The organism is Haloferula rosea (genome assembly GCF_016595525.1).
Classification (GTDB): domain Bacteria; phylum Verrucomicrobiota; class Verrucomicrobiia; order Verrucomicrobiales; family Akkermansiaceae; genus Haloferula; species Haloferula rosea.
Genome location: NZ_JAENII010000006.1, coordinates 240,536 through 266,779, shown reverse-complemented (window position 1 = coordinate 266,779; position 26,244 = coordinate 240,536). Strand labels below are relative to the sequence as shown.

The 26,244-nt window shown below is 61.7% G+C and carries 17 protein-coding genes; 5 read left to right on the top strand and 12 right to left on the bottom strand.

Going from position 1 to position 26,244, the window contains the following annotated elements; genetic code table 11:
• Positions 1–189: 189 nt before the first annotated feature.
• Positions 190–1,788: a sensor histidine kinase gene (locus JIN81_RS10080; protein ID WP_200278818.1), complete on the bottom strand. Its 1,599-nt coding sequence runs from the start codon at positions 1,786–1,788 to the stop codon at positions 190–192.
• Positions 1,785–2,504 (bottom strand): response regulator transcription factor, encoded by a 720-nt coding sequence (locus JIN81_RS10075; protein WP_200278817.1) that lies wholly within the window; start codon positions 2,502–2,504, stop codon positions 1,785–1,787. Before JIN81_RS10075 ends, JIN81_RS10080 begins: the two co-directional genes overlap by 4 nt.
• 153 nt (positions 2,505–2,657) lie before the next feature.
• Between JIN81_RS10075 and JIN81_RS10070 the strand changes: the two genes are divergently transcribed.
• Positions 2,658–4,430 (top strand): peroxidase family protein, encoded by a 1,773-nt coding sequence (locus JIN81_RS10070; protein ID WP_200278816.1) that lies wholly within the window; start codon positions 2,658–2,660, stop codon positions 4,428–4,430.
• 127 nt (positions 4,431–4,557) lie between these two features.
• Positions 4,558–6,114 (top strand): sulfatase family protein, encoded by a 1,557-nt coding sequence (locus JIN81_RS10065; RefSeq protein WP_234044662.1) that lies wholly within the window; start codon positions 4,558–4,560, stop codon positions 6,112–6,114.
• 14 nt (positions 6,115–6,128) lie between these two features.
• Here JIN81_RS10065 and JIN81_RS10060 read toward each other — a convergent pair whose 3' ends face one another.
• On the bottom strand, positions 6,129–6,497 hold the full coding sequence (locus JIN81_RS10060) for a hypothetical protein (protein WP_200278814.1): 369 nt from the start codon (positions 6,495–6,497) through the stop codon (positions 6,129–6,131).
• A gap of 132 nt (positions 6,498–6,629) precedes the next feature.
• Between JIN81_RS10060 and JIN81_RS10055 the strand changes: the two genes are divergently transcribed.
• The 3 genes from JIN81_RS10055 to JIN81_RS10045 all read left to right on the top strand — a co-directional run bounded on the left by JIN81_RS10055 (position 6,630) and on the right by JIN81_RS10045 (position 11,659).
• Positions 6,630–7,700, top strand: a complete 1,071-nt coding sequence (locus JIN81_RS10055; protein WP_200278813.1) for a pyridoxal-phosphate-dependent aminotransferase family protein — start codon at positions 6,630–6,632, stop codon at positions 7,698–7,700.
• Between the two features lie 176 nt (positions 7,701–7,876).
• Positions 7,877–10,876: a glycoside hydrolase family 2 TIM barrel-domain containing protein gene (locus tag JIN81_RS10050; RefSeq protein WP_200278812.1), complete on the top strand. Its 3,000-nt coding sequence runs from the start codon at positions 7,877–7,879 to the stop codon at positions 10,874–10,876.
• Positions 10,877–10,996: 120 nt separating this feature from the next.
• Complete coding sequence (locus JIN81_RS10045) at positions 10,997–11,659, top strand: alpha/beta hydrolase (RefSeq protein ID WP_200278811.1); 663 nt, start codon at positions 10,997–10,999, stop codon at positions 11,657–11,659.
• Between the two features lie 352 nt (positions 11,660–12,011).
• Here the strand turns inward: JIN81_RS10045 and JIN81_RS10040 are convergent, their stop codons facing one another.
• The 9 genes from JIN81_RS10040 to JIN81_RS10000 all read right to left on the bottom strand — a co-directional run bounded on the left by JIN81_RS10040 (position 12,012) and on the right by JIN81_RS10000 (position 25,651).
• Entirely contained in the window at positions 12,012–15,161 is a 3,150-nt protein-coding gene (locus tag JIN81_RS10040; protein ID WP_200278810.1) for a type I restriction endonuclease subunit R, read from the bottom strand.
• 24 nt (positions 15,162–15,185) lie between these two features.
• Entirely contained in the window at positions 15,186–16,421 is a 1,236-nt protein-coding gene (locus tag JIN81_RS10035; protein WP_200278809.1) for a hypothetical protein, read from the bottom strand.
• 102 nt (positions 16,422–16,523) lie between these two features.
• Positions 16,524–17,795, bottom strand: a complete 1,272-nt coding sequence (locus JIN81_RS10030; RefSeq protein WP_200278808.1) for a DNA-processing protein DprA — start codon at positions 17,793–17,795, stop codon at positions 16,524–16,526.
• A 2-nt stretch (positions 17,796–17,797) separates the two neighbouring features.
• Entirely contained in the window at positions 17,798–19,873 is a 2,076-nt protein-coding gene (locus JIN81_RS10025) for a RecQ family ATP-dependent DNA helicase (RefSeq protein ID WP_234044660.1), read from the bottom strand.
• A 13-nt stretch (positions 19,874–19,886) separates the two neighbouring features.
• The gene (locus JIN81_RS10020) at positions 19,887–21,473 is read right to left on the bottom strand and encodes a DUF6119 family protein (protein ID WP_200278806.1); all 1,587 of its coding nucleotides are present in this window, start codon (positions 21,471–21,473) and stop codon (positions 19,887–19,889) included.
• Positions 21,466–22,767, bottom strand: coding sequence for a restriction endonuclease subunit S (locus tag JIN81_RS10015; RefSeq protein ID WP_325100870.1), 1,302 nt, complete (start codon positions 22,765–22,767; stop codon positions 21,466–21,468). The genes JIN81_RS10020 and JIN81_RS10015 overlap by 8 nt, the downstream gene beginning before the upstream one ends.
• A 13-nt stretch (positions 22,768–22,780) precedes the next feature.
• A complete protein-coding gene (locus tag JIN81_RS10010; RefSeq protein ID WP_200278804.1) occupies positions 22,781–24,409 on the bottom strand; it encodes a class I SAM-dependent DNA methyltransferase in 1,629 nt (542 codons plus the stop codon).
• Positions 24,410–24,565: 156 nt separating this feature from the next.
• Entirely contained in the window at positions 24,566–25,048 is a 483-nt protein-coding gene (locus tag JIN81_RS19630; protein ID WP_200278803.1) for a nucleotidyl transferase AbiEii/AbiGii toxin family protein, read from the bottom strand.
• Positions 25,049–25,051: 3 nt separating this feature from the next.
• Positions 25,052–25,651: a type IV toxin-antitoxin system AbiEi family antitoxin domain-containing protein gene (locus JIN81_RS10000; RefSeq protein WP_200278802.1), complete on the bottom strand. Its 600-nt coding sequence runs from the start codon at positions 25,649–25,651 to the stop codon at positions 25,052–25,054.
• Positions 25,652–26,244: the final 593 nt, after the last annotated feature.

Sequence of the window (26,244 nt, the reverse complement as noted above, 5' to 3'; positions counted from 1 at the left end):
TCGTCTCTCGCGCCGCTCCCTTTGGTGCGGCGGGGGGGAAACTACACGCCACCCCTCCCCGGTCAATACCTTTCGACACTTTTTTTGAAGATTTCTCTACGGGGCGGATCGCAGCGGAATTCCGGCCCGATCGAGGCGCCGGAGGGCGACTCACCGAGCGCATTGCCTGAACTACTACACCCATAGTAATCAAACCCCTTTCAGGGTCATCAGGACGACCAGCCCGGACGGGTCGGCGCTGTAGGCTTCGACGGTCCCTTTGGAAGCCTGCACGGCGCTGCGGACGATGGACATTCCGAGCCCGACTCCGCCGGCTTCCCTGCTCCTCGCCTGATCCGGCCGGTAGAACGGCTCGAACAGGTGGGGCAATGCCTCCTCCGCGACACCGGGGCCACTGTCGGCAATGCTCAGCTCGATCTTCCCTCCCCGGCCGCGCGCGGTGATGGTGATCCGGCATTCACTGCCCCCATGGCGGTGGGCATTCCGCAGAATGTTCGCAATGGCCCGGCCAAGCAGACGTTTGTCGGCCATGACGGACACGCCCTCCACCCCACGGAGGTCGACCTGATGGCCAGGGGCTTCGCGATCGATCGCCGGGGCGATCAGATCGATCAGCGCCACCTTTTCAATGACCGCACTCTCCGGCGCGGTGGCGGCGCGGGTGAAGGCAAGCAATTCCGAGAGGAGGTCGGAGAGCTCGGTCACATCCTCGTCGATCGATTCAAGCCTCGGCTTCTGGTCTTCCGCGATGGAGTGTTCCAGCACCCCGAGTCCGGTCCGGATGCGGGCCAGCGGCGAACACAATTCATGGGCAACGTCGGCCAGAAACCGCTGCTGGCCGGTGAGCAACCGTTCGATCCGCTCAGCCATGTGCTCGATCGACCGGCCGATACTGCCGAGTTCATCCCGACGCCGACCACGGATCCTGACACCGAAGTCCCCGTCGGCGATCTGATCTGTCGCCCGGGCCAATCTGAGGCTGTAGCGGGTGATCCCCGCAATGAACGGAGCCCAGATCAGCAGACTCAGCCCGAGCACCGCCAGACCTCCGTAGATCCAGGGTTTCAGATCGAAGAACAAGCCATTGGCGGAAGGGTCGTCCGAATGAAGCACCAGCAGCCCGTGCATCGGTGGCGACACGCCTGGCGTGAACAAGGGCAGGTCGATCGCCGCCCAGTATCCCATGGACCCATTGACCCGGGTAAGGAACAGGGGCCGCACCTTCGGGATCGCTCGCGGCTGACCTCTTCGAGGCCGTGGACCCATCCTGCGCTCGCCGGGAGGCCGGTCGGATCCCGGTGCAGCATCGGGCCCCGCACGCCCGCCGGGCCTCGGTGGCCCGGAACGCTCGAAATCCACGTCCCGCTCGGGTGGGCCCTCCCGCGGCCTCTCTCTGCGCTCGCCGGGCATGGGCTCCGCGGCACCCGGAGGCTCCGCTCGCTCACCGATTTGCGCGAGGCGCTCGTGGATCACTTCCGGGACCTTGAAATCCACTCCGCTCGCCCAGTCTCCTCCTTCGAGCAAAACGTCGGCATGCAATCCGTAGGGCTCGACATGGCGATCAATGATGGACTTCCAATCGTCCCGGTCGGCACTGCGCAACTCGGCAGCCACCCCTTCCCCAAGGGTCGTCAGCCGATCGCCCGCCGCTCCACTGATCAGTGATCCCAGCCCGACCCTCAGTTGCCAGTTCACAAAGATGACAAAGGCGGCTGCGAGCACGACGAGGTGGAACGACAGCCACAAGGCCATCTTCAGCAGCAGGGGAAACCGGGCTCGGCGGCTCATGATGGATCCACCAGTTTGTAACCCACACCGCGCACCGTCTGGATGAAACGCGGAGCCTTGGCATCGTCTCCCAGCTTCTTCCGCAGCTGTGAAACATGCACATCGATGGAGCGATCGAAGACGTCGAAACGACGCTCGGACACATCTTCAAGCAGAGCCTCGCGGGATTTCACCCTCCCCTTCGCCTTCATCAGGGTGGCAAGGATCGCGAACTCGAGCGCGGTCAGATCCAGCGTCTCATCACCCCGCGATGCAACGTGGGTCGACTCGTTGAGCCTCAACTCAGCGACGACCAGATCACCGGTCGGGTTGCCGTCGGCTGGTTCCTGAACCACGGCCCGGCGGGTGACGGCACGCAAACGGGCCAGCAGTTCCCTGCTTGAGAATGTCTTGGGCAAATAGTCGTCCGCACCCATTTCCAATCCCACGATCCGGTCCGCCTCCTCACCCATGGCCGTGAGCATGAGGACCGGGATGCTTGATGACTTCCTCAGTTCGCGCAGGACGTCGAAGCCATCCATGCCCGGCATCATCACATCGAGAATCACCGCCTCGTAGTTTCCCGTCAGTGCCTCTTCGAGCCCTTCCGTTCCGGTGTGGCGCATCGCCACGTTCCAACCAAGCGGCGAAAGATAATCCCGGATGAGTCCACACAGCTTGCGATCATCATCGACGACCAGCAACGGGCGGCCCGTGCCTTCTCCTACATCCTCCATGGGAAGCAGACTGGCGGATCCGAGGGGGCGGAGACCATCCCTTTTACCAACTCTTAACAGAAAGTGAGGGTCTCCGACATCATCCCCTAACGATGGGCCGCGACAAAGGGGCTGAGCCTGCAATCAAGCAGGTCGCTTCAAACCGACAAACACATGAAACACCACGCCACACCCACGACGATCGCCATCCTTCTCACAGGAGCCATCCTTACGGGCGCGGTGAGCGCTCAGAACCGGGGCGAGCGAAGACCTCCCGGGATCCCCCTTCCGAGGACTCGACCGCCTGCCGACCAGTCGCCCCCGCCACGGGGAGAAAGCAGCGATGGCACGGAGTTCCCAACCGAGTTCCGCAGCATCAATGGACTCGGGAACCATCTGGACGAACCCGAACTTGGTAACACCGGCGAGCCCTTCCTCCGCTTGTTCGAGAACGCCTATGCCGATGGCGTTGGTGAACCCGCAGGCCAGGATCGGCCGTCGGCACGAGCCATCAGCAATGCCGTAGTCGCCCAGACCGAAGAAACCCCCAACGAGCGGGGTGCCACCGACTACCTGTGGCAGTGGGGACAGTTCCTCGATCACGACATCGACGAAACCCCCACGCTCGATCCGGCCGAAGCCTTCGACATCGAGGTGCCCACTGGCGATCCATGGTTCGACCCCTATGGCACCGGCAGCATCACCATCGCCATGAACCGGTCCTACTTCGAGCTCATCGACGGTGCGCGCCAGCAGGTCAATGAGATCACCGCATTCATCGATGCCTCCAATGTCTACGGCTCCGAGGAGTCCCGGGCCTACGCCCTGCGCATGCTCGACGGCAGCGGCATGCTCAAGACCACCGATTCGGTTCACGGACCACTGCTCCCCTACAACGAAGGCGGCTTCGCCAACGCACCGACCGAATCCGCCGACTGGTTTCTTGCCGGTGACGTCCGGGCCAACGAGCAGGCCGCCCTCACCGCGATGCACACGCTCTTCGTCCGCGAGCACAACCACTGGGCAAGGAGCTTCCGCGAAGCCAACCCATCCGCTTCGGAAGACGACATCTACGAGTTCGCGCGCATGATCGTGGGTGCGGAAATGCAGCACATCACCTATCGCGAGTTCCTTCCCATCCTGCTCGGACCCGAAGCCATTCCGCCCTATCGCGGATACAGGGAAGAGGTCGATCCGAGCATTGCCAATGAGTTCGCCACGGCGGTCTATCGCTTCGGTCACAGCCTGCTTCCCAACACCATCCTGAGGTTGGATGAACACGGCGACCCTGCCGAAGAGGGAAACCTCGAACTCGCTTCGGCCTTCTTCGATCCATCATTGATCGAAGAAAACGGCATCGATTCCCTGCTGCGCGGGCTGGCCGCCCAACCTTGCCAGGAACTGGACAACCAGCTCGTCGACGGCGTGCGGAATTTCCTCTTCGGCCCACCCGGAGCCGGTGGCTTCGACCTCGCTTCACTGAATATCCAACGCGGACGTGACCACGGACTGCCAAGCTACAACGAGGTTCGTCGCGCCCTCGGCATGCGCCCCGCACGCAACTTCCGCGACGTCCACCCCGACCGCGAAATCCAGGACAAGCTCGCTGAAGTTTACTCCGACGTCGACCAGATCGACCTCTGGGTCGGCGGACTTTGCGAACCGCACGTCCCGGGTGCCATGGTGGGCCCCGTGATCCATCGCATCGTGGTCGATCAATTCGTCCGCCTCCGCGATGGCGACCGCTTCTGGTATGAACACGCCCTCGCTCCCGAGATCCTGGAGCTGGTCGAAGAACAGACCCTCGCCCGGATCATCCGCCGAAACACCGGGATCGGTGACGAAATCCAGGACCATGTCTTCCTCGTCCCCGGCACCCCGGACCGACCCGACGAACTGAGGAACCGGACTCCACAGCGCCGCCCGGACGACCGTCGCCGCCGCTGATTCTCCAAGCTTCTGGGCACATTGGCAAAACCAAGCAGGGTCGGGCATCACGCCCGGCCCTGTTTTTGGCTGCACCCCTCCTCCACCCCCGAAAGGAATCGGTGAATCCCAACGAATATAGGGCCTCATGCGCTGGCTCCTTCCCTTCTTGCTCTCCCCGATTCTCCATGCAGCGGAGAAACCCAACATCCTGTTCCTGTTCGCCGACGACCTCGGCCGCTACGCATCGGCCTACTCCGACCCCGATCAACCCTCGGCGAACGACCTGATCGACACCCCGGCCTTCGACCGGATCGCGGAGGAAGGTGCCATCTTTGAAAACGCCTTCATTTCCGCGCCGAGCTGCACGCCGTCGCGCGGAGCCGTCTACACCGGCCGCCACTTTTTTCGCAACGGCTCGGCATCCCAGCTGCACAATCCCTGGGTGGGAGACGCCGCCGACCCATTCGACAAGGTCGAAGGCATGCCCATCACCCTCAGCAAGGCAGGCTACCACATCGGTTGGTCCCACAAGTGGCACCTCCGCGAGTCGCTGATGGGAGGGAAGCAGAACCAGTTCTCGAAGCACGGGAGCAAGATCAACCAATACTCCCAGGCAATGTCGAAGGCCAAGGACCCCGCCGCGACCAAAGCTGCGATCTTCAAGGCGGTTCGCGACAACTTCCGCGACTTCGTCGCCAAGCGCACGGACGCCCAGCCCTTCTTCTATTCCTTCAACCCGACCAACACTCACCGCACCTGGACGCGGGGCTCCGGCAAGAAGCTGTGGGGAATCGATCCCGATCAACTCAAAGGCCGGCTCCCCTCGTCGATTCCGGACACCGAGGTCATCCGCGAGGATTTTGCCGACTACCTCGGCGAGGTCATGGCCTTCGATGAAGCCTGCGCCGTGATCATCGATGAACTGCGCACCATGGGCGAACTCGACAACACCCTGGTGGTGATTTCCGGCGACCACGGTGCCCCCGGATTTACCCGTGGAAAATGCAACGTCCACGACTTCGGCAGCCGTGTGCTCCTCGCCATGCGGTGGCCCGGGAACATCGCTCCCGGCCGACAGGTCATGGTGCCGGTCTCACTCGTCGATCTTGCCCCCACCTTCCTCGCAGCCGCAGGCCTGCAGTCGAAGGACGACCCCAATGGTGAAGACCTCCTCCCCGCACTGCGCGAAGGTGCGGACGATTCCAAGCTCCGGGGCTGGGCATTGATCGGCCGGGAACGCCACGTCGGCAGCGCCCGTTCCGACCGACTCCCCTATCCCGTCCGCGCCATCCGCACGCCCGACTTCCTCTACATCCGCAATTTCAAGCCCGACCGGTGGCCGATGGGCGAACCGTTCGAAGCCGCCGAACCGCAACCCGATTTCGCAAGCATCAGCAAGAACACCCGCGCCGCCTTCCCCGACCTTGACGCATCTCCGACCAAGACCTGGCTGATTGAGAACCGCGATGACCGCAACCTCACCCCCTACCTCGCATGGGGATGGATGCGTCGCCCCGCCGACGAGCTCTACGACCTGAAAAAGGACCCCAACCAACTCCGCAACCTCGCCAAGGATCCGTCCTATCAGGAACGCCTGGTCACCTTGAGGAAGCGCCTCATGACCGAGCTGGAGACAAATCAGGACCCACGACTCGAAGACCGCTTCGACAAGGCACCCTACCGTTCGATGGACGGCCGCTGAGAGGCCTCGACCCCTCAGTTTCGCTCGAGAAACCCGCCCCACAGAACGGCCGCACCCAGCCCGCAGAACCCACAGGCCGCGATCGCGGCAAACACGCCGGCACCCCATAGAAAACTGAAGCCAATCAAGGCCGCCCCCATCACCAGCAGGCCACCGCCAACCCAGCACCTCGGCTGGACCCACCACTTCCGCCGCTGCTGGGCTTCCACCCACAACTCAGCAGCCCGGCCCCCCGCCACTTCTTCAGGCACGCCCTTCCCGATCAAGAACCGGCGGATCTCTTCCCCGTCCCGAGCCTTCGCTGCCACCGCCCGGGCCTGCGGCTCCCAGAGTTTCAGAAGCTCCTCAGGCTCCATCTCCTCGATCTCGAACTCGACTTTCACGCCCGGTAGGCTGGCACGCCCCCAGTTACCCCGCCAGCTTGCAATCCACCGCCCCGACTCGACCCAGAGGGATTTCTCGAAATGCCTCACCTTCCACTTGGCGTCCGGGCGATCCTTCCTAAGCTCCCGCCGATGCCAACGCCGAAACTCTTTGCCCCGGGCCCGGTCGATGTTTCTCCCGAAACCTTCGCCGCCATGTCCCACACCATGATCGGTCACCGCGGATCCGACTTCGAGGAACTCTACGCCTCCCTCCGCCCCGGTCTCCAATCACTCATCGGAACATCCCGCCCGGTCTTCACTTCCACCTCGTCCGCATGGGGCGTGATGGAGGGATCCCTGCGCAATCTCGTTCGCAACAAAGTCCTCTGCCTGTGCTGCGGTGCCTTCTCCGACAAGTGGTTCGATGTGGCCAACAAACTCGGCTACGAGGCCGACAAGATCCAGGTCGAGTGGGGTGAAGCCATCGATCCCGAGGCCGTCCGCGCAAAACTTGCCGAAGGCGGATTCGACACCGTCACCTTCATCCACTCGGAAACATCGACCGGCGTGCTCAACGACCTCGCCGGCATCGCCGCCGTGGTGAAGTCCTTCCCCGACACCATGCTCGTGGTCGACACCGTTTCCTCCCTCTCCACCGTGCCGATCAACATGGATGAGATCGGCGCTGACGTGATCCTTGCAGGAGTGCAGAAGGCCCTCGCCCTTCCTCCCGGCCTCGCCGTCTTCGCCGTTTCGGAAGCCGCCACGGAGCGTGCCAAGGGCACCCCGAACCGCGGCTACTACTTCGACTTCCTCGAGTTCGAGAAAAACGACGCCAAGAACAACACCCCGTCCACACCATCGATCTCCATCCTCTACGGCCTGCAGTACATCCTCGGCCAGATTGAGAAGGAAGGCCTCGAGAACCGCTTCGCACGACACGCCGAGACCAATGCGATGATCCACGCCTGGGGCGCCCGCCACGGCTTCCAGCTCTTCGCTCCCGAAGGTCGCCGCTCCAAGGCACTCACCTGTTTCGCCACCCCGGATGGCTTCGACCTTTCCGGCTTCATCAAGGAGCTGAAGACCAAGCACAACCTCCTCATCAACGGCGGCTACGGCAAGATCAAGGGCACGACCTTCCGCATCTCGAACATGGGCAATGAAACGGTCGAGACCGTGCAGGAGCTCATCGATGCCATGGACAACGTCCTCGGCTGAGCCCGAGACCAATTCAGATGATCCACGATCCAAGCGGCCCGCCCTCACCGGCGGGCCGTTTTGGTGAAACGAACACCCTTCCGTCACCACGGAAACCGGAACCCACCCGATCCGGAACTTGATTGGGCGACGATGTCCCAAAACCATGAAACCGATCACCACAGGTGATTTCCCCAATGAACCTCCCTCGCCTCCTGCTCGCCGCCCTCCTCCTCACCGGACTCCTCTCCACGCTTCCAGCGCGCGAGAGACTTTCCCTGAATGACCAGTGGACGTTCCTCCATGCCGATACGATTTCGGAAAGTTTCCCCGCGGGTGAGACCCGCGTGGTCGACGTCCCGCACGATTGGTCGTGGGAGGCCGGACCTCGTCAAAACGGCGCGCAGAAGGACCGCGGCGGCTATCGGATCGGAGGCGTCGGATGGTATCGCAAGAAATTCGACCTCCCCGATTCCTTTGCCGACAAACGGGTCACCCTCCATTTCGATGGCGCCTACCGCTACGCCACGGTGTTCCTCAATGGCCACCAACTGGGCACCCGCCCCTACGGCTTCATCAGCTTCCAGCATGAAGTCACCCCGCACCTGAAGCCGCGTGACAACACCCTGGAAGTCCGCCTCGACTGCCGACTCGAACCCTCCACCCGCTGGTACCACCCCTGCGGCATCTACGCCCCGGTCACGCTGGTCGCCACCGATGCCACCAGCCGGTTCGCCGATGACGCCACCGTGATCACCACCCCCGCCGTGTCCGCCAGCCGGGCCTCCATCACGATCTCCACGGAAATCGTGAACCCCGAAGGCCTGACCCTCGAAGTCTCCGTGCTCGATCCGAAAGGGAAGCCGCTGGAAGCGAAATCCAGCTCCGCCCGGACCTCGGTCACCACCGAGTTCACGCTCACCCAGCCGAAACTCTGGTCACCCGGGGCACCATCCCTCCACACCGCCGTCCTCACCCTGCGCGATGGCGACCGCACTCGCGACGAAATCCGCATCCCCTTCGGCATCCGTTCCATCCGCTGGGACAAGGACACCGGCTTCCACCTCAACGGCAAGGTCGTGAAGCTCAAGGGAGTCTGCGAACACCTCACCGGAGGACCCGTGGGAGGCGCCTGGCCGGAGCCACTCATCGAGTGGAAACTCCGACTGCTCAAGGACATGGGATGCAATGCCATCCGCACCGCCCACAACCCCCAGATCCCCGCATTCTACGACCTCTGTGACCGGCTCGGCATCATGGTCATGGATGAAATCTTCGATGGCTGGAGCCGCAAGGCCGACAAGGATTATGGCGCCCTCGATTTCAACAAGTGGTGGCGGAAGGACCTCAGCGCATGGATCAAGCGCGACCGCAACCACCCGTCCATCATCATCTGGTCGGTCGGCAATGAAACCCACGGTGCCGTGGCCAAGGACATCGTCGCGCTGTGCCACAAGCTCGACCCCAGTCGCCCCGTCACCTCCGGAGCCTCCGGCTCGGGCGCCATGGACGTCCTCGGCGTGAACGGCAACTCGGAGTCGCAGAGATTCTTCAAGCGCGGCCCGTCCGACAAACCCTTCGTCGCCACCGAAGCCCCGCACACCTGGCAGGTCCGCGGCTACTACAAATCTAGGACTTGGTATCGCGATGGCTTCCCGAACAAGCGCCAGGATCCGTTCGAAACCCCCGACCTCACCCCTCGTGAGATCTTCACCCAGGCCTTCCTCGCCCCCGCGGACATGGCCAACCGCAAGCAGTTCTTCAACTCGTCCTACGACAACGCCACCGTCCGCATCAACGCGCGCCAGCACTGGGAGAAGGTGCGCGACCTGCCATGGATCAGCGGCCACTTCCGCTGGACCGGATTCGACTACCCCGGTGAAGCCGGCTACGTCCACGGCGGATGGCCCTTCCACGCCTTCGCCGGCGGCGCGCTCGACCTCGCAGGCTTCAAGAAGGACCTCTTCCATCTCTATCAGAGCCAGTGGACCGGATCCCCCATGGTGCACATCCTTCCCCACTGGACCCACCCGCGCATGCAGCCGGGCACGGAGATCCCCATCCACGTGTATTCCAATGCCGACGAGGTCGAACTGCTCCTCAATGGCAAGTCCCTGGGAACCGACCGGCCCGGCCGGAGCTGGGACGAAATGCAATGCGAGTGGATGATCCCATGGCAGCCCGGTGAGATCACCGCCATCGCCCGCCGGGATGGCAAGGAAGTGGCCCGGCACCAGCACCAGACCGCCGCCACTCCGGAAGCACTCGAAGCCGATATCGATGCCCGTTTTGAGAATCACCCCATCATCACCCTCACCACCGTCGACAAGCACGGCGTCACCTACCCCTACGGCGAGAACCGCATTCACGCCGCCATCGAGGGTCCCGCCCGCATCCTCTCATTCGAGAACGGCCACCCCGCCGACACCGATCCACCGGTCGCCGCCACGCGCCGGGCCTTCATGGGGAAAGCCCGCCTCTTCCTCGAAGGGTCACCCCGCTCGGTCACCTTCGCCTCCATCCTCGGCGAGCGCCGACAACTCACCTCCGATCAGGTCGCCATCTTCGCCCGACAGCTCGATCCCCACGGCGACTGGAACTCCGATCCACTCGCCATCCACTACACCACCGACGGCAGCGAGCCCGACACCTCGAGCCCGCGATACACCGCACCCTTCCCGGTTCCTACCAGCTGCACCGTGAAGGCGATCGTCCTCCGTCAGGACAACATCATCCTCAAAATGTCCGAATCCTTCGGACCCCAGCTCGGACTGCACTGGGCCGGCGACGAGGAAGTCCAGACCGACACGGGGTCGACCACCGCCCTGCAGGCTGAGTCAGCCAAATTCAGCGGGCCCGTCGTCGTGACTGGCGGCAAGGGCTACCACGGGACCGGATACCTCGACTTCAAGGGCAAGGAGGGCAAGGTCGAGTTCTATCAGGAGAACGACGGACCGCCAGGAGATGCCACACTCATCATCCGCTACGCGAATGCCGACCCGAAAGGCAAACGCCCCCTCAAGGTCACCCTCAACGGCAAGCCGATCGCCACCGCCGCATTCCCGAAAACCCGCGACTGGGGCAGCGACTGGAAGACCATCAAGATCCCCGCCCGCCTGCAAAGTGGCGCGAACACACTGCGACTCGAAACCACCGGCCACTCGGCACCCAATCTCGATGAAGTGGAGTTCCGCTGATCCCTCCACCCCACCCCGAGAACACCGCCAACCTCGCCGCGGCTGAACTTCCCGTAGTACTCCCCGGTTCCCCCCGAACCCGGGATTGCCCGAAACACCCCGCGCCCTACCCTTTCCGCCATGCCCGACCCCGCCCCACTGGAATCCCTCGAAATCGGCGTCGCGCCGGAAGACGCCGAACTTAGCGTGATCCTCATGCACGGCCTCGGCGCCGATGGCCATGACTTCGCCGACGTCGCCGCCATGCTCGCCGAGGCCGCCAAGCCCGCCCGCTGGCGCTTCGTCCTCCCCCACGCCGGCAAGCTCTCCGTCACCCTGAACATGGGCATGATCATGCCCGCCTGGTACGACATCATCGACCTCAGCCACCCCCGCGCCGTCGACTGGGACACCGTCGCCGCCAGCCAGACACAGATCGAGTCACTCATCGACAAGGAACCCGCGCCCCAACTCGTCCTCGCCGGATTCTCCCAAGGCGGCGCGATGGCCCTCCACGTCGGCCTGCGCCACCAACCACGGCTGGCAGGCATCGCCACCCTGTCCGGCTACCTGCTCGAGTCGGAAGAACACCCCGTCCCTGCCAAACAGCACGACCTCCCCATCGGACTCTTCCATGGCACCGACGACGAAGTCGTCCCCCTCAGCGCCGCCGAGACCGCCCGTCAGTCCCTCGCCGCCGCCGACTACTCCCCCACCCTCAGATCCTACCCCGGCCTCCCCCACTCCGTCTCCCAGGAGGAAATCCGCGACCTCTTCGAGTGGCTCACCGAGCTCTCCCCCTGAGCACCCCCGAATCCAGAGCGCGGGATTGCAGCCCTAAGTCTCCCCTCTCCTGGTTATTCGCTCCCCCACTCAGCGGATCGAACCGCGCGGCGCTGCCGCGCAACACCCCGCCTCAACCCCCACCGCCGGAGCGCGTGACGTCCGTCGCGCTAAGCTCCCTCCAGATTGCGGCAATGCATCTCGAGGCAATTCCCGATCGCCTGAACCTTCCGCTCGCTCAACCGCGGGCCCAGCCCAAGCTCCGGGACCCACTTCCACACACCCTTCGCCGATCTCACGCCTTCCACTCCGAGTACCAAATAGGCAGACCTCCAAATCTTCATCCTTCTTGCCAAAGATGAAGTAGCTCCGATCACGCCCACTCCGCGCAAATCAACTCCGCCTGCGCGAGTACCGTCTTCACCGCATCCGCCTGAAGATCTGGCGGATAACCATACTTGTTCAAAATCCGCTTCACGATCACCCGGATCTTCGCCCGTGCTCCTTCCCGCAGGGTCCAGTCAATCGTCACGCTCTTGCGCACCATCGTGATCAGCTCGGCGGCAATCACTCTCAACTTGTCGTCGCCCATCGCCAGCAACGCGCTCTCGTTAGCAGCTAGAGCATCGTAGAAAGCCACTTCGTCATCTGTTAGTCCGAGGTCCTCGCCACGCTTGGTGGCGGCGTCCATCTCCTTCGCCAGCTTGATCAGCTCCTCGATCACCTCAAGCGTCGAGATTGCCCGGTTGTGATAGGCGTTGAGCGTCTTCTTCAGCTTGTCGGAGAAAAGCTGGCTCTGCACCAGGTTCTTCTTCGAGCGCACCTTCAGCTCGTCCTTCAGCAGCTTCTCGAGCAACTCCGCCGCCACGTTCTTGTGCTTCAGACCGCGCACTTCGGCGAGGAAGCCGTCTGACAAAATCGAAATATCCGGCTTCTGCAGGCCCGCTGCGGTGAAGACGTCGATCACCTCGCCCTCGGTGGTGATCGCCTTGCTCACCAGTTGCCGGATCGCCGCATCAATCTGCTCAGGGCTCTTGCGGTTCTCGCTAGACTGCTTGTTCAGCGCCACTTGGATCGCTTGGAAAAACGACACGTCGTCGCGGATCACCACCGCCTCGTCGCTCGCGGCGCAGAGGGCAAAGGCGCGGGACAACTCGGTCACCACCTGCACCCAACGTTGCTTGCCGTCTTCCTGTTCGAGAATGTGTTCCTGCCCGGCAGGGATCAGTTGTAGCCGCTGTGTCGGCGTGCCGCTCGTCCACTTGCTCCAGTCGAAGCCATGCATCATGTCGCAGGCCACGTGGTGCTTCTCCAGCATCACGGCGATGGCCTGCGCGGTGTCGAAGGTCGGATCGCCCTTGCCGCCGCTCTCGGTGTAGGTCGCCAGCGCGTGCTTCAATTGGTCGGCCAAGCCGAGGTAGTCCACCACCAGCCCGCCCGGCTTGTCCTTGAAGACCCGGTTCACCCGCGCGATCGCCTGCATCAGGTTGTGGCCGGACATCGGCTTGTCCGCATACATCGTGTGCAGGCAGGGCGCGTCGAAGCCCGTCAGCCACATGTCGCGGACGATCACCAGCTTGAACGCGTCCGCAGGGTTCTTGAAGCGGTTCGCCAGCTCGCGGCGCTGCTTCTTCGTCGTCAGGTGCTTCTGCCACTCCGGCCCGTCCGCCGCGCTGCCGGTCATCACCACTTTCAGCGCATCCTCCGCCCACTCGGGGCGAAGCTTGATGAGAGCCTCGTAGAGATCCACGCAGATGCGGCGGCTCATGCAAACGATCATCGCTTTGCCCTCCATCGCTTCCACCCGCTTTTCGAAATGCGCCACCAGGTCCGCGGCGATGAGACCGATCCGTTTCGGGTCGCCCACCAGCGCCTCCAGCGCGGCCCACTTCGTCTTCAGCTTCTCCTTCTTTGAAAACTCCTCGCCCTCGGTGATCTCGTCGAACTCGGAATCAATCTTCGGCAACGCAGCAGCATTGAGTGCCAGCTTGGCAATCCGGCTTTCGTAGTAGATCGGCACCGTCGCCTTGTCCGCCACTGCCCGCTGGATGTCGTAGATGGAAATGTAGTCACCGAAGACCGCCCGCGTGTTCGCGTCTGTCTTCTCGACCGGCGTGCCGGTGAAGCCGATGAACGAAGCATTTGGCAGGGCATCGCGCAAGTTGCTGGCGAAACCGTAGGTCATCCGCCCCTCGGCGTTCACCTTGCCGCCGAAGCCGTATTGGCTGCGATGCGCCTCGTCCGCGATCACGACAATGTTGCTGCGCTCGCACAGCTCCTGCATGGCCTCGCCCTTCTCCGGCATGAACTTATGGATCGTGGTGAACACCACCCCGCCACTCGCCCGCTTCAAAAGCTCCCGCAAATGCCCACGGTCCTCCGCTTGAACCGGCTTCTGCCCGAGCAAATCCTCACAACGCTGGAACTGGCCGAAAAGCTGGTCGTCCAGATCGTTGCGGTCGGTCAACACCACCAGCGTCGGGTTCTGCATCGCCGGATGCCGGATCACCCGTGCCGCGTAGAAGAGCATCGAGAAACTCTTGCCGCTGCCCTGCGTGTGCCAGACCACCCCAGCCCGGCGATCCCCCGCCTTGCCGCCGTGCATCCGCCCGGCCCAGTAGCGGCCCTCATCGTCCTTCAGCTTGCCCGCTGCCGTCATCCCGCTAGCCCGCACCGTTTCCTCCACCGCTGCGTTCACCGCGTGAAACTGGTGATAGCCCGCCAGGATCTTGTGCACGGAACCGTTGTCCGGGTCTTCCTCGAAGACGATAAAGTGCTGCAGCAGGTCGAGAAAGCGCCCACGATCAAACACCCCGCGCACCAGCACCTCCAACTCCAGTGATCCCTTCGGCGCGTCTTCCTCCCCGGTGATCGTCCGCCACACCTTGAACCACTCCTCACTCGCCGTCAGCGATCCCATCCGCGCCTGCAAGCCATCGCTCACCACCAGCGCCGCGTTGTAGCGGAGCAGCGTCGGGATCTCCGCCTTGTAGGTCTTGAGCTGCTTGTAGGCGGACCAAATGTCGGTCTCTTCGTTGGCCGCGTTCTTCAGCTCGATCAATCCCAGCGGCAGTCCGTTGACGAACACCACGATATCCGGCCGACGATTATGGGATCCCTCGATCACCGTGAACTGGTTCACCGCGAAAAAGTCATTCGCCCGCTCGTCGGAGAAATCCACCAGCCAGACTTGGTCATGCTTCGTGCTGCCATCGGGACGCTTGTAACTGACTTCGACGCCGTTCCGGAGCATCCGGTAGAAAGAAAAATTCGTCCGCACTAGCGTGCCATCCGCCACCCGCAGTACCCGGCGCAGGACTTCCTCCCGCCCCTCTTCCTGCACTTCCGGGTTCAAGCGCCGCAGCGCCTCGCGCAAGCGACCTTCCAGTACCACATCCCCGAACGAATTGCGCTCCTCCGCCGCCTCGCCCGGAGCCACCTCGGGTCCGTGGCCGATGGCATACCCAAGCTCCCCGAACCATTCGAGGGCGGCTTCTTCGACGGTGGATTCGGTGAGGAGCATAGGTGTTTTTTTGAATCGGCACGCTCACCGTGGGAGGTGCCTGAGCCAAAAGGGATACGGTTTAGGTGCGGGAGGCGATTGAAAGCCAGACGCTCCGTAACCTTGCTGGACAACGACCGGAGCAGAGATCTCCGGCATACTTGGTGGATTGGGAAACTGGCGAATCGGAGGATAGGGACCGCCAAATGGAACATCTTCCGGATCAAAGATTCCATCTTTCGATGGATCGGGGAAATCGGAGTCAAAGGGGCACAACCCCTTCGCGGTCTCGCGAGCCCATACCAACCAATCCTGCTGCTCAGTGGCCAACTGTTTCTCCTGAGTTGCCAGCCACCGACGCTCCACCTCGTCCACGAAGGCAATTGTTGAGTTGTAGAACTGCCACCACTCGGAAGCCTTCACCAGATCCTCCCGTCGCTGGCTCGCAACATTGAGAAGCGACTCGGCGTGCTTTTGCCGCGCCTCCTCCTCCTTTCGCAATCGCTCCTCTTCCTGGTGTTTCTTCAAACGAATCTCGTTCTCCACCCGTTGCCTTTCGCGCTCGACCTTCTCGGTTTCGCGGCGCACCTGAGCTTCCGCGTAGTGCTTACAGATGAAAGTCGCCACCTCCGCCAGAATGACTTCGAGCGGAGAACTGTCAGACTCGACCCAACTCTTCCCTTTTGATGAACCGTATCGTTCGGTCTTGATCGTGATGGTCAGCTTTCCACACGGAACGGTTTTCGGCTCACGATATCCGTACGCCGACCTCCGACGACCAATCCCGCCGGGAACATCCTCAAGTTCCTCCTCAAACTTCACATACAACCGGTCATTCCCTTTACGGAAATGACCACCATCATAAGAACTTTGAGACTTGCGAAAATGGATTCCCCGAGGCTCCAAGACCTCGAGCACCGCATGGAACGCCTTCGCCGCCCGTGATGCGATTTCTTTGCTGATGTCCGCTTCAGGAAGCGGGCTTTCCCGGAAATTCACCCGCTTTTTATCGTAGCTGAGCTTGCTTTTACTCACGCCCTCGAGAAACGCCGCCGCAAGAGGATGGAGGTCTTCGGAATCCTTTGGCAAAGCCAAGTTCTTCCCGACCGGCTTCCGAGCTTCCTGAATAAACAGCTGCTCGGCTGTGGGAGGAAGCGGCGGACGTTTTGGCCGCCGACCAGCCTCGACCTTTGCCCAGTAGCCCCGCGGGGGCCTGGGAATATTCAACTTGCGGCACCGCTTCGCAATCGCGACATCCGAAACACCCAGCTCTTCCGACAACTTGACCCCGGGTGTAGCCCACACCTTCTCATAAAGGTCTTCGCGGCTGAGATTGTGGATTATCGGATCACTCATGTTCGTGATTGGGTAAATACCCGCCTCTCAAAGGAGTTTCCCCTCGGCGTTAACCACTTGATAGCGCACCGGCTTGGTAAGTTTCTCCAGTTTTCCCTGTTCCATCAGCACCTTCAGCCACGTCTGAACCTGCGCTTTGGAAACGTTCAGGAGTTCGGCGATCTGCTTGTCGCTCATGGGCTCGTATAGAATTTCTAACATGATCGCCGTCACCGCCGACATCAATTGTTCGGAGGGAGACCGTCGGCTCCTTCGTGCCTCTGGCTCTTCAACATCCGAGGGAGATTCCGCCGCGTAGTTGCCCTCTTCCTCACGAAGGGGCAGCCCAAGTGACTCCTGCTTGGGCTCCTTGGCGCGGTCCTCCTTCGCCCTGCAAATGGCCTCCGTGAGTTCTTCTCCAGTCGCCGGCTCAGGCCATGCCTCCCCTCCCTGTTGGAGCAGGGCTTGATTTCCTTTCCCGGCAGCAGACCCATTCCGCACGAAGACCGGGACGAGTTTGAGCTTCCCCAACTGCTCGATCGCTCCTGCCCAAGTTCCCCCCTTCTTGAAATCCGAGGTCACCACCAGTCCGGCATCGGAAAGAGCATAGATCGCCTTGTTGCGCTGCATCGCATGCCCGACATTGAATCCAGCCGCTGGATCGTACGCGGACACCACGACGAGTCGCCCATCGCGAAATGCATCACGGTTGCCCTTTGCCAAGGCGGCTCGTTGAAGACTATCCGCCATCACGCCGATCACTCTTCCTCCCGCATCCAGAGCACCCGCCATCGCCGAACTATCGATCCCTCGCGCCGCCCCGGAGACGATCGCAACTCCCGCTTCGGCGGCCACCGCTCCCAGTTGAGTCGTGTAGCGCACCAATTCATCGTCCACGTGCCGGGAACCTACGACGGCCAAGCCCCCTGCATCGAGCAGGCCAGGTTCACCGCAGCCGTAAAGGATGGGTGGCGCCGCTTCCCGCAGGCGAGCCTTCAAGCGGCGGGGATAGCAGGCATCAGCCCGACTGATCACCCAGATTCCACGCGAACGCCAACGGTCCGCCGCCTGTCCGAGCAGGAAACCCCGAGCGAGCAAGGCTTCCAGACGCTCCCGTCCATAGCGTGCACCGCAACTGTCCAACAACTCACCAACATCTGCCCCAAGCAGGTCCGCTGGCTCTTTTCCCGCATCCCGCAGGCAACGGGCGAAACAGTTGTAGTCCTTTAACGTCAACAAAGGAGCAGGCTCCGCTTTCTTCCCCGCAATCAATGGAGCGGTCAGCAGCAGGATGGCTTGGGTGTTGGGTGAGATTTCCATGCTTATTCGGCGTGGGCGGTGGTGGCCAGTGCGAGCGGGTGGATCGGTCCACTACCCTGCTGCCTGAGGAGGTAGGCTGCCACAGTCAGGGTCCATTTGGAATCCACCATATCGTCCACCAGCAAGACGGAGCCCTCCCGGACGCTGCCACTCAGGATTTCAAGCGATCCATCAATGTTGCGGGCCTGCTGAATGCTGTTGGCCATGGTCTTCTGCTCCGGGCGAGCATCAGTCTTCCGGAGGGTTTCAAAAAAGGGCAATCCAAGGGCCGCAGCCAGCCGACGGGCAAAATCCGGCACCAAGTCCGGGTGTCGCAGCGACGGCACACAGGTGACCCACTCCGGTGCAGGATGCGGATTCCAGTCGCCCACCATGGCGACACAGGCAGCCACCAGATCATCGGAAAAGCGCGCATCATGATACTTCCCCCGCCGCACCTCTTCCCCCCATCCAGCTCCGCCCCAATAGCAAAGCACCCTTCCGCTCTCCGCGCGAAGCTCCTCCGCTAGGTTTCCACGCACCCCCATCTGCGGCAGACCTCCGTTTGGCCACCTCTTGCGCGGCTCCAGGGGCAAACCCGTCCTGCGCAGAAAACTCTCCGCCTCCCAGATCAGTCCGGGCTCCACATCCTGTGCAATCTCAGGCACTCCGGGCGGGACATATCCTGCAGGATCGCCGTCCAATGCCGAAATGAGAAACTCCATGTGCCCGGTCTCCAGATCCACATAGTCCTTCATCTGCTGCTGCTCATCACGACGCAGCGAAGTAAGCCTCTCGGCGCGAATCCAAAAATCCTCCGACAGCCCGGCCGCCGTCAGCCTCCACTTCGTCCCCTCCTTCACAACCGCCGCCGGGGACTCCAGACTCATCAGCAAGAGCGCCTTATCAATCCGGCCCATCGTCGCGTTCACCCGAGCCATCAATTCCGGAACGGAAAAGCCCTCCTCAGCCTCTCCCAAGGCATCCAGCACCGCTGACACCTCCTCGCGTTTGGGAAAGGCGCTTTCGATGAAGTAATCGTTGATCTCCTGCTCCTCTACTCCGCTTAGGAGAATGCCGTAGGCCGAATCAATGTTGCGCCCTGCACGCCCCACCTGCTGATAGTAAGCCACCACCGATCCCGGCATCTGGAAATGGATCACGAATGCCAGATCCGGCTTGTCGAATCCCATGCCAAGCGCCGTCGTTGCCGCCAGCACCTTCACCTCATTCCGCAGCAGGGCATCTTCAAGCTCCGGGCGCTCGTCGCCGGATTGACCGCTGTAGGCCCTCGCCTCGATCCCTCTCGACCTGAGCCACTCCGCCACCTGGGCAGCATCCCTCACCGTCAGCGTGTAGACGATCCCGCTGCCCGGAATCCCCGGCAGGTGTTGTGCCAGCCACGCCAGACGCTCTGCCTGACCCGCCAGGCGGATCGTCTGCAGGAAAAGCGACGGCCTCCCCAGCTCGCCTCGCGAAACTTCAAGGTTCGGCCCGAGGATCTGCTCCAGGTCGTTCATCACCCGCTCGTTTGCCGTCGCTGTGGTGGCCAGCAGACGAAGGTTGGCGGGCAACTGACGAACGATCCGCTCAATGAAGCGGTAGTGCGGACGGAAGTCGTGACCCCAATCGGAAATGCAATGCGCCTCATCCACCACCAGCAGCGAAATCCTTCCCGCCACCGGACCAAGAACCTCGTTGCGGAAATACTCATTCGAAAGCCGCTCAGGCGAAATGAGGAGAATGTCCACCTCATCATTTCTGACCCGCTCCTTCACCTCGTCCCAATCGGCGGTATTGCCGGAATGGATCGTCAGCGCCCGCACACCCATCCGCTCCGCCGCCGCGATCTGGTTCCGCATCAAAGATAAGAGCGGAGAGATCAAGATCGCCGGCCCCAAGCCTTGCTCGCGTAGCAACTTCGTCGCGATGAAATACACGGAACTCTTTCCCCAGCCGGTCTTTTGCACCACCAGCAAACGGCCCAGCCCCTCGACGACATGGCGAATGGCTTCCTCTTGCCCGTCGCGGAACTCCGCGGACGGATTCTGGGTTCCGAGGCGGAGCAGTTCGAGAGCACGTGTCGAGTTGTGTGGCATGCAGCTTGATGGATTAGTTGAGCCGGACATGCCGAATCGAAACTCGGAATCCAAGATTCTGAATCCGTGTAGCATGGTGCATCAGGTTGACTGCGGAAAAGAAAGGGAGTGGTGGAGGCCACGCGCGTCGCCCGGGCTTCACCAAGACGGCATAGACGACCTCGAAATCATTAGGAACAGGCCGATCGGGCGGTATAAGCGCAGCATGCCCCGTCTTTCCAGCGGTGGTCAGATTCTGGCGGACCGCTGCACGAAGCCCTTGGTCTTGGAGGAACAAGTCCGCTGCTACTGAACCTTGGGCAAACAAGTGGCTCAGGGTCGCCGAACCGGAACGCTTTTTGACATGAACAAGTTCACAGCCAGAAGACAGGAGATCGCAGAACTCAATCTGCGATCCGCCGCCTGTAGGCGTGAACAACTGCCGGTCCAAGAGGGCGTAGGTCGCTGGATCAGCGGTTTCGACCGCGGCGTTGTAGACCTCTTCCCATTCCCCAACCGTCCCGTCCGGCAATCCTGACGGATCCACTGAGATTGATGCCACATATCCAAGCACGCTAGCGGCATACTGCTGATCAACCGCGAACCACCGGCCATCGAAGAGGACATACTTTCGTCCATTGAGGTCCGTCTCCCAAACGATGCATTCGTAAACGGCCCATTCGTCCCTCCACTGAGGTTGCCCGTCTCTGCGCACCTTCACTCGATGGCGTTTCAGAGCAGCTATGTCAGGAGGTTGCCCCTTTCCAATGTGGATCGCAACGTACGCGGGCAGAGAGAGATCCTGATATTCAACGCCGCTACTACCGCCGGTGTAATTGAAGGCATCAATTTCAGTCCAATCCACCACGTCCGCGGGCGCTAGGTAGGCCCCGCCGGCATCAGGTTGAAGTAGAGCCGTTTCCAACAAACCATCTAGCTCCTCAGCGCGTTCTTCGTTCACCTCCCGGACATTGTCGATCCACCCGAAATTGGCCTGATAGGTCGTGTCTTCGTACGCAGCAACCACCTCCTCAAGAATATCGTCCAACTGAGAAAAGGAAAGCTCCGTCGTAAAACGAAGTGCCGAAGCTCCCGTCAGCCGCTTGAAGATTTCGCCGTCGTTAGCGTCGCCCGTCACACCCCGCAATAGTGCCCGCCCGACATCCAACTCAAAGTTCGCGACGGCTCCGCTGCGGCTGAGCTGCTTCCGGGTTGAAACCACAAGATCGTCGTAAACCTTGGAGTCCATACTTCGTAGCTTCGCGGGATCCACGCGGTTCAAGGTTACTTTGAGACCGAAATCTCGAACACAAGCACGGGGATCGAGCAGGAACCTGCCACTTCCAAAGGTCAGGGCAAAATAACGCTCTTCATGCCAAACAATCAGAACTGCCGCGATGCTCGCGCTGTAAACGTCGACCACGGGTTCAACCAGAAACTGATTGAGCATCCCAACCCAGTCCGGGATTCCCCGTTTCTGTGCCCCTACAAACAAGGTTCCCCAAACACTTGAATTATCCGCAAGCTGGATCGCAGTTCTCGACTTGTCCGGATCCAAAGCGTCCTCGGGATTCGTGATCGAATCCTTCAGCAAGAACATGGTGAGGGTAAGATTAGGCATCCAAGGCAACTTGATCGATTGAAACCTCCCCACTCAGCAGCTTCGGCAACAGTGTGTCGCGCAGGGTGGCGAGGGTGCGGGATTGGACTCGATTGGATTCCGCCTGTTCGTAAAATGGTGCGCAGATGCGGTGGAATGCATCGAGGATCTTTGATTCACCGGGAATGGCGACCTGCATTGCCCCAATGATCTCAGGACGAACGGCAGGATAGGCACCTCCATCGGCCATCTGGCCGAGGTGGTCGGAGACTTCCTGCTGAGTCATAGCTGCGTGAACGAACGACCATGGCGCCTCAGTTGGCGTGAGGAGGGCAAAGCCGGTGGAAGCCACTCGGTTCTCAGGCGGATTTAGGGCGAGGAAGTAGGCACCGCGATCCGGACGCACCGTGGAAAGCGCCGTATCTCCATGCCGGAGGCGGCGGCGAGCGCGGCTTGGCTCCTCTCCGCGATTGTAGGTTGCAACATTCGAGATGTTGCCGCGATTCACCTCGGAAATCTCGATGTATTCGAGCGTTTCCAGATCGTCCCGCTTGCTGAGGGCCCATCCATTGATCTCGCAAAGCTCTTCGATGGAGGCACGACGCCAACCGACGGGAAGCAAACCATCATCGCCGTGGTCAAAGTGCTCAGGGAAGAGGGCGGCAGTGGCGGGGTCGAGATTGGGGGGCTTGCGACCATCTAGCTTGGCGCGGACGGGGTCGAAATCCACGAACCAGCTCTGGAAGAGCGCCCGCGCCATCGCCTCCAGCGTCGCGTTCATCCGCCGGTTCAACTCGATCTTGTCGTCCAGCGCCCCAAGCACCGCCGCGATGGCTTTTTGCTCGGGGAGGGGTGGGACCACGACACTCAACTTTCGCTGCGCCGTTACCGGAACCTGGTTTCGCGTTGAGTGACTCATCACTGCCGCGAGCTGGTTCTGGAACTCCGTCCCTGCAAAGTAGACTGCAAGATAGCGAGGAAGCAGCTTCTGCGGGTTGAGGCGGAAGTAGGTCAGCGAAGTTCCGACCAGAAGGCGTCCTTTATGCGGAGGGACAATGGCAACACGTCCAATCGTTGCGTTGTGAGAAAGGAGCACATCGTTCTCCTGAACAAATCCAAACGTCAGACCATCGGCTCGTTCGTCCGCCAAGCGTGGTGCGCCAGCAATATCCACATAGCCTTCGCGAAGGGACTTCGCCGTCAGGAACGGCACGCCCTCAGACCCGAACTCCTCAACCCGTGGATAGTTCGACCCGTAGTTCCCATCCTTGTGAGCAACAATGGTGCCGTCGGCCATCAACTCCTCAATGGTCACGACTGAGCCAGCATCACCCGCCATACCCCAGCCCCTTCAGGTTTGATTTGATGGCCTGCTCCAGTTTCGCGGACTCGGCGAACTGGGCGTTCAGCTCCGCGACGAGGCGCGGCATCTTTTCCTCGAAGGGCTCGCCGTCGTCCTCAGCTTCCTCGGCACCGACGTAGCGGCCCGGGGTGAGGACGAAGCCGTGTTTCCCGATCTCCTCGGTGGTCGCCGATTTACAAAAACCGGGCACGTCTTCGTAGGTTCGTAGTTCCGCCTTTAGGCGGTCCTTCTTCGATCCGCCTGAAGGCGGGACTACATACCCTTGGTCACCACGCCAAAGGTGATAGGTGTCGGCGATCCTGGCGATGTCCTCGCCGGTGAGTTCGCGGTTCACGCGGCTAACCATGCTGCCCATCTTGCGGGCGTCGATGAAGAGGGTTTCGCCGCGCCGGTCCCGGCGTTTCCCGTCGTTCTTGTTGCGGGCAAGGAACCAGAGGCAAACCTCAATCTGGGTGGAGTAGAAGAGCTGGCCGGGCAGGGCGACCATGCAGTCGACGAGGTCGGCCTCGACGATGGCCTTGCGGATCTCGCCCTCGCCGGACTGGTTCGAGCTCATGCTGCCATTGGCGAGAACGAAGCCGGCCATGCCCTTGGGCGCGAGGTGGTGGATGAAGTGCTGGACCCAGGCGAAGTTGGCGTTGCCCTTGGGCGGGACGCCGAATTGCCAGCGCACATCGTCGTCCTTGCGGTGCCAGTCGCTGTCGTTGAAGGGGGGATTGGCCAGCACGTAGTCGGCGCGGAGGTCGGGGTGCTGGACGTTTCGGAAGGTGTCGGCGTGTTCCTTGCCGAAGTCCGCCTCGATGCCGCGCAGGGCGAGGTTCATGATGGCGAGGCGGCGGGTTGTCGGGTTGCTCTCCTGACCGTAGACCGAGATTTCGCCCAGCTTGCCGCCATGGGACTCGATGAACTTTTCCGACTGCACGAACATGCCGCCGGAGCCACAGGCGGGGTCGTAGATGCGGGAGCCGGACGTGGGTGCCAGCATTTCCACCAGCAGGCGGACGACGCAGGAGGGCGTGTAGAACTGCCCGCCGTTCTTGCCCTCGGCGCTGGCGAACTGGGTGAGGAAGTATTCAAAGACGCGGCCGAGGATGTCCTTCGACTGGCCCGCCTCCTCCTTCAGCTCGATGGAGCCGATGAGGTCGATCAGCTCGCCGAGCCGGTGCTTGTCCAAATCTGCCCGCCCATAGTTCTTGTTGAGCGCGCCCTTGAGTCGTGGGTTGTCGCGCTCGATGGCGTCCATGGCGTCGTCCACGTCCGTGCCGATGGTCGGCAGCTTGGCGCGGCCCTGGAGATGGGACCAGCGGGCCTCCTGCGGCACCCAGAAGATGTTTTCGGCGCGGTATTCGTCCGGATCCTCCGGATCGGCCCCGGCGTAGTCACCCTCCCCGGCGAGAAGCTTGGCACGGTGGTCCTCGAAGGCGTCGGAGATGTATTTGAGGAAGATGAGCCCGAGGACGACGTGCTTGTATTCCGCCGCGTCCATGTTGTTGCGGAGCTTGTCGGCGGCGAGCCAGAGCTTCGCCTCGAAGCCGAGGTGGGCGGTGGAGTCTTTCTTCTTCGCCGTTTTGGCGGCACGTTTGCGGGCAGGCATTATTGGGGAAAATTCATATGTCGGCGATGCGCTGGATGCCAGCCCCGCCCATGGAGCAGGCGGCATCGAAGATCCCGCGTTCGGGGGATCTGTCTTTCCGGGGGGGATTGTGGGCCACCCTCTTGAAAGCGCGTTTGCGAGTTGGCACGGGAGCATCTAACCGTGCCGGCCCTTGAGTGACAAGCCCACAGCCCAGGCTCCAGGAATCCGGAATGCGGGTTTGCAACCCGCTGTCTCCCCTCTCCTGGTTCTTCCCTCCCCTCCGCCCAGCGGGTTGGAAACCCGCGCTCCTGACCCTCCCGCTACCTCCACGCCGCGGGCAGGATTGCCCGCGCTCCTTACCCTTTCCCTCCCCTCCGGCGTAAGCTGGCAAATCTCAGTGAAAATCGCTTTCAGCGCTTCGGGATCATGATCGCCAAAACTGAGGAAATCGGCATTCCGGGTCGGGCGGTGTCCCTCTTCGTTCAGAAAGCGGAACAGCTGGGCCCCTTTGAGGACAAAGCGATCCGCGTAGTCACTCTGAGCCAGGCGCGCAAAAAAGCGACTGAGGGCAAATTGCTCCAGCAAGGAGGCATAATGAATGCCCCTTCGCCGCCCTTCGTTCTTGAGTCGGTCCTGGAGTGAGGCGACGAGGTTCATGGTTCAGACGAGAGCATCGAGGTAGGGACGGATCACGCTCGTGACCCGCTGGATTTTGGCATAGTCCATCACTTCAACGGGCTTCAGACCTCGTTGCAGGACATCCTTGAGTGCTTCCAGGCAGACATCGAGACCGACCCGGTTCCGGTATTTGAAACAGTCGACCACGGTACGCGCTGGATTGGTCATCCGGACGGGAATGTCATTGAGTGGATGGATATCGACGCCTGCCGAAAGAGACGCAGCCACACTACTGCGAACCACTTCGAGCGGTGGATAGTCGATCCTTGGAGTGACCGCATTCTGCTTCATGAGAATCCAAACCGCATGCGGCTGCTGGGTTCCAATCTGGTGAAACTGCAGCGCGGAAAGAAGTGTGATCACTGCATGAGGAACCCGAGCCGCCACTTCGGAAAGGCTCAGGTTCTCGTCAAGCTCCGCCTCGGGATGGTGGTAAACTCCTCGCGACAGCCGGATCAGCTCACCCGCCTTCACCGCCTGCGAGATCACCGTACTACTGATCCCGGCCTCACGCAGCCGCTCCTCACGCAGTAGGCGTGACTCCCCCGCAAGGCGCAGAAGCTGGGATCGTTGGCTTTCCATCTTTCAGTAACTTGACCGCAAGTTACTTGTTTTAAGAAATTCTGGCGAGCTTGGAGTTTGCCGTTGATCGATCCGTTCTTGGAAAACACCCAGCCCCCTGGTTGCCTAAAGCCCTCGAAGGGAACTTGTTTTCAATGCGTTGCATCTCCATTGATCAAAACATCTTTCACAAGTTGAAGGGGCATTCTGTGAAAAAATGACGGCTGATTGGAGCCCCTTAGGGTTCCCTTTCTGCGCCTCGTGCCCCGTCGCGCCGTCATGCGGATCAATCGCCTCGCCCAAGACGTGCGAGGCGTCCTCAGTTTCCAGAAGCTCGATGATCGCTTCGATTTCGTGGCGCGGTTGCGAGTTGGTACGGGAGTGTCCAACCGAGCCCGCCCTTGAGTGACAAGCCCACAGCCCGGGCTCCCGGACTCCGGAGCGCGGGTCTGCAACCCGCTGTCTCCCCTCTACTGATTCTTCCCTCCTCCTACTCCCACTCAGCGGGTTGGAAAACCCGCGCTCCCTACCCTCCCGCTACCTCCTCACCGCGGGCAGGATTGCCCGCGCTCCTTACCCTTTCCCTCCCCTCCACTCAGCGGGTTGGAAAACCC

Bases quoted from the DNA above. Each gene is read 5' to 3' on its own strand.
- JIN81_RS10070 (WP_200278816.1), top strand. From the start codon at position 2,658: ATGAAACACCACGCCACACCCACGACGATCGCCATCCTTCTCACAGGA.
- JIN81_RS10025 (WP_234044660.1), bottom strand. From the start codon at position 19,873: ATGCCACACAACTCGACACGTGCTCTCGAACTGCTCCGCCTCGGAACC.
- JIN81_RS10030 (WP_200278808.1), bottom strand. From the start codon at position 17,795: ATGGAAATCTCACCCAACACCCAAGCCATCCTGCTGCTGACCGCTCCA.
- JIN81_RS10050 (WP_200278812.1), top strand. From the start codon at position 7,877: ATGAACCTCCCTCGCCTCCTGCTCGCCGCCCTCCTCCTCACCGGACTC.
- JIN81_RS10075 (WP_200278817.1), bottom strand. From the start codon at position 2,504: ATGGAGGATGTAGGAGAAGGCACGGGCCGCCCGTTGCTGGTCGTCGAT.
- JIN81_RS19630 (WP_200278803.1), bottom strand. From the start codon at position 25,048: ATGAACCTCGTCGCCTCACTCCAGGACCGACTCAAGAACGAAGGGCGG.
- JIN81_RS10055 (WP_200278813.1), top strand. From the start codon at position 6,630: ATGCCAACGCCGAAACTCTTTGCCCCGGGCCCGGTCGATGTTTCTCCC.
- JIN81_RS10045 (WP_200278811.1), top strand. From the start codon at position 10,997: ATGCCCGACCCCGCCCCACTGGAATCCCTCGAAATCGGCGTCGCGCCG.
- JIN81_RS10000 (WP_200278802.1), bottom strand. From the start codon at position 25,651: ATGGAAAGCCAACGATCCCAGCTTCTGCGCCTTGCGGGGGAGTCACGC.
- JIN81_RS10065 (WP_234044662.1), top strand. From the start codon at position 4,558: ATGCGCTGGCTCCTTCCCTTCTTGCTCTCCCCGATTCTCCATGCAGCG.
- JIN81_RS10040 (WP_200278810.1), bottom strand. From the start codon at position 15,161: ATGCTCCTCACCGAATCCACCGTCGAAGAAGCCGCCCTCGAATGGTTC.
- JIN81_RS10080 (WP_200278818.1), bottom strand. From the start codon at position 1,788: ATGAGCCGCCGAGCCCGGTTTCCCCTGCTGCTGAAGATGGCCTTGTGG.
- JIN81_RS10020 (WP_200278806.1), bottom strand. From the start codon at position 21,473: ATGCCTAATCTTACCCTCACCATGTTCTTGCTGAAGGATTCGATCACG.
- JIN81_RS10010 (WP_200278804.1), bottom strand. From the start codon at position 24,409: ATGCCTGCCCGCAAACGTGCCGCCAAAACGGCGAAGAAGAAAGACTCC.